The following is a 3,778-nucleotide window of genomic DNA, read 5'->3' as shown; positions in this document are numbered from 1 at the left end:
AGAGATGTGTATAAGAGACAGGTTCGCAGCATGGGCCTTCCTGAGGTACCCCCGGAACGGGTCCGGGGGAGGTTCACATGCCTCGCTGGCTCGCGTAGAAGACCAGCCGGTACTTACCGATCTGGACCTCGTCGCCGTTGGTCAGCGCGACGGAATCGATGCGCTCGCGGTTGACGTAGGTGCCGTTGAGGCTGCCGACGTCCCCCACCGTGAAGCTACCGTCCGGGCTCCGGTGGAACTCCACGTGACGCCGCGACACGGTCACATCGTCGAGGAAGATGTCGCTCTGCGGGTGACGGCCGGCCGTGGTCAGGTCGCTGTCCAGCAGGAAGCGGCTGCCGGAGTTGGGGCCGCGCCGCACCACCAGCAGCGCGGAACCGGCCGGCAGGGCGTCGACGGCGGCCTGGGCCTCCGGCGACAGGGAGGGCAGGGCGGTCTGGCCCGTCGCCTCGGCCTCGTACGCCTCGATACCGGAGATGGAGATGGTCGAGGTCGTCTCCGAGGCACGCTCGGGCACTCCGCCCCTCAGCGGCGCGCCGCAGTTGGAGCAGAACCGGCTGTCCGCGGCATTGCGGTGCCCGCACCTCGTACAAACCGCCATGGACGAGCCCTCCGGGGCGAATCCTCCAGCCGCACCCGAGGCCGCTGATTCCCCGAAACCTATGCGCCCGGCACCGTGGGGGTCAACAGACGACGCGCCGGACCCGCCGGCGGCTCCTCCCGGCACCTCGTCGCGGAAGAGAGGGCGCTCCGCACCCTGCTCCTCGGCTCCCTGGGCGTCCCGCGGAGCGCGGTGGCGGGCAGCGCTGTTGCTGTCCTCGCGGGAACTCTTTCCGAACAACTTCGCAAAAAACTTCACGGGCGTTTCCCCTTGACCGAAATGACCCGCCCGTGGGGCAGGACGAACCCTGAACGAACACACCTGCCGACCCGGACATCCTCACAACGTCCGTATCCACTCGACAGTTTCCACCACACGTCACCGATCCGATGCGGCGACCCCCCGCTACCTCTCCCCCGTGTCCTCCGAGCGCCGCGCGACGGCCTCACTGTGACGACGACCGAGCGTAGTCAGGCTGCTTCGCGGGTCGCAAGGCGTCGATGACGATGTCGTCCGAGCGGGTCACCTCTGCCGTGGCCTGCTCCTTCTCCAGCGTCTGCACGACTCCGCCGGGGATGTTGAGCGCCGGCTCCAGGTCCTCCGGCTTGCCGATGACCTTGAAGGCGTACGGGGCCGCGATCTTACGGCCGTCGACGCTCAGCGCTCCCGCGTCCCCGGAGAAGTATGTATTGGCCACCACGCGCACCCCGTTCACCTCGATCGCCTCGGCGCCCGCCGCACGCAGCTCCTGGACCGCGTCGAGGAGCATGTCGGCCTTCACGGCGCCCGTGGGGTCCTCGACGGTCAGGGTGATGCCCGGGCCGTGGGCGGCCACGGTACCCGCAAGGACGCCGAGCTGGCGCTCCTTCTCCAGCGTCTGCCTGCGGGCCTCCTCCGCCTGGTCGGAACTGTTCTCCAGCTCCTTGCGCTGGTCGTCGAGGCGTTGCTTCTCGTCCTCCAGGCGCTGGGTCCGGTTGTCGAGTTCGTCGAGGATACGCACCAGGTCCTCCTGGCGGGCTCCGCGCAGGGCACTGTTGTCGCTGTTCGACCTGACCTGGATGGCCAGGCCCAGCCCGAGGACGAACAACAGCAGGGCCACGACGAGTTGGGCCCGGGTGACCCGGGGAGGCCAGAGGCCCGCCAGCAGACGGCGGCGTCCGTCCGACTGGTCCTTCGGGGCCGGTGCGGCCGGCGGGGGCGGAGTGGGGATCTCGGGCGGCAGTGCGCCGCCGCGTCCCGGGATGCGCGGGTGCTCTTCGTCGGTCATCGGCTCAGGCCCGGAAGACGTGGCGGCGGATCGCCGCGGCGTTGGAGAAGATACGGATACCGAGGACGACCACCACGCCCGTGGAGAGCTGGGCACCGACCCCGAGCTTGTCGCCGAGGAACACGATGAGGGCGGCCACCACGACGTTCGACAGGAACGACACCACGAAGACCTTGTCCACGAAGATCCCGTCGAGCATGGCGCGCAGGCCGCCGAAGACGGCGTCGAGCGCGGCGACGACGGCGATCGGCAGGTAGGGCTCGACCACCGCCGGCACTTCGGGCCGGACCAACAGTCCGACCACGACTCCCACGACGAGGCCCAGTACGGCGATCACGATGTGCCCTTCCCTGTGTCTGCCGCACCACTACCCGTGTCTGCGGCCCGAGGCTCTGCTGTACGTACGATCAGGCTCGGCGCGGCCGGCAGGCGCACCTGCTTCTGTTCGGAGATGCTGGTGCGGATGTCGAAACTCTCGTGCAGCGCCTGGAGGTACTGGCCGTCCGCGCTGTCCCGGAAGGCGGAGGCGAGTTCGGCGGCGTCCCCCACCGCGAGCACCGTATAGGGCGGCACCAGCGGCCTGTTGTCGACCAGTATGGCGTCGCCGGCCGCGCGGATGGCGGAGAGGGCCGTCAGCCGCTGTCCGTTGATGGCCACGGCTTCGGCTCCGGACTGCCAGAGCCCGTTGACGACCCGTTGCATGTCGCGGTCGCGTACCCGGCCGGTGTCGGAGAAGCCGGTCGACTCCCGGGGCCCGCCGCCGCCCTGGTCGGTGTTCTCGGCGTCGTCGACGACCAGCTTGATCCCCGGGCCTTCGACGGCCGTCGCCCCCGACAGCAGCGCGACCAGGCCTCCCTGGTCCCCTCCGTGCTCCTCCAGGGCCTTGCGCTGGCGTTCACCGACGTCCTTGCGCAGTTCCTCGACGTCGCCCTCCAGCGTGTCGGCCTTCGCCGTCTCCGCGTTGACGCGGTCGATGAGCTCCTCGCGCTCCTTGGCGACGACGGGCGCGGCGACCCGTGCCTCCGCCGCGCCCAGTGTCACCACGAGGGCGGCCAGCACGAGCCCCGCCGCGAGGCCCAGCTTCGACTTGAGCGTGCGGGGCATGCCGGCCCGGCCCTCGGCCTGGCGCCGGGCCGAGGCCTCGGCGTATCCCTCGTCGAGGCTGTGCTCCATGACCGTGGTCAGCAGCGACATGGACGCGTCGGGGCGAGGAGGCGGCGGTACGCTGCTCCGATCGGGGGGCGGCTGCGACATGCCGCACATCGTCGCACGTCATGGCGACTACCACCGAATGGCCCCGTGCCGGAAGGGAAGCCGGCCGCGGCGGCTCCCTTCCGGCGTGACGGGGACGGTGGTGCCGGGGGTCAGTCCCCCGCGCTGTCCACGACCGCGGCCCATTCGTCCAGCAGCGCCTGCGCGGAGGCGTCGTCGGGTCCCTCGGCCCACAGGTGCGTCACGGCCTCGGACGGGTCGGGCAGCACCATGACCCACCTGCCGTCGGTCTCGACGACGCGGACGCCGTCCGTGATGTCGACGTCGCGGTCTCCCGCGGCCTCGACGACCCGGCGCATGACGAGGCCCTTGACCGCCCACGGAGTGGCGAGGTCCCTGCGCAGCACATGGGCGCGCGGGATGCGGGCGTCGATCTGGCTGAGGGTGAGCTGGGTCCTGGCCACCAGCCCGATGAGCCGGACGAAGGCGGCCGCACCGTCGAAGACGCTGCTGAACTCGGGGACGATGAAACCGCCGCGGCCGTCCCCGCCGAAGATCGTGGTGTCCTCCCGGCCCACCCGCGTCAGGTCGTCAGGGGAGGTGGTCGTCCACTCCACCTGGGTGCCGTGGTAGGCCGCGACCTGTTCGGCGACGCGTGTGGTGGTCACCGGCAGGGCGACACGGCCGCTGCGCCGCTC

General features: G+C 70.8%; 3 protein-coding genes and 2 pseudogenes. All 5 read right to left on the bottom strand.

Annotated features, from left to right (window positions below):
• Positions 1 to 73: 73 nt before the first annotated feature.
• Positions 74 to 987 (bottom strand): annotated as a pseudogene (locus IH13_RS45865) (FHA domain-containing protein).
• A 59-nt stretch (positions 988 to 1,046) separates the two neighbouring features.
• On the bottom strand, positions 1,047 to 1,868 hold the full coding sequence (locus IH13_RS0131215; RefSeq protein WP_031089588.1) for a DUF881 domain-containing protein: 822 nt from the start codon (positions 1,866 to 1,868) through the stop codon (positions 1,047 to 1,049).
• A gap of 4 nt (positions 1,869 to 1,872) precedes the next feature.
• Complete coding sequence (locus tag IH13_RS0131210) at positions 1,873 to 2,205, bottom strand: small basic family protein (protein ID WP_003970459.1); 333 nt, start codon at positions 2,203 to 2,205, stop codon at positions 1,873 to 1,875.
• The gene (locus IH13_RS0131205) at positions 2,202 to 3,122 is read right to left on the bottom strand and encodes a DUF881 domain-containing protein (RefSeq protein ID WP_037842966.1); all 921 of its coding nucleotides are present in this window, start codon (positions 3,120 to 3,122) and stop codon (positions 2,202 to 2,204) included. Before IH13_RS0131205 ends, IH13_RS0131210 begins: the two co-directional genes overlap by 4 nt.
• 110 nt (positions 3,123 to 3,232) lie before the next feature.
• Positions 3,233 to 3,778: pseudogene (locus IH13_RS0131200) on the bottom strand (mannose-1-phosphate guanyltransferase); the annotation flags it as partial.

The sequence above is a fragment of the Streptomyces sp. NRRL WC-3549 genome (genome assembly GCF_000721935.1).
GTDB lineage: Bacteria > Actinomycetota > Actinomycetes > Streptomycetales > Streptomycetaceae > Streptomyces.
This window is presented reverse-complemented; position numbering and strand designations above follow the sequence as displayed.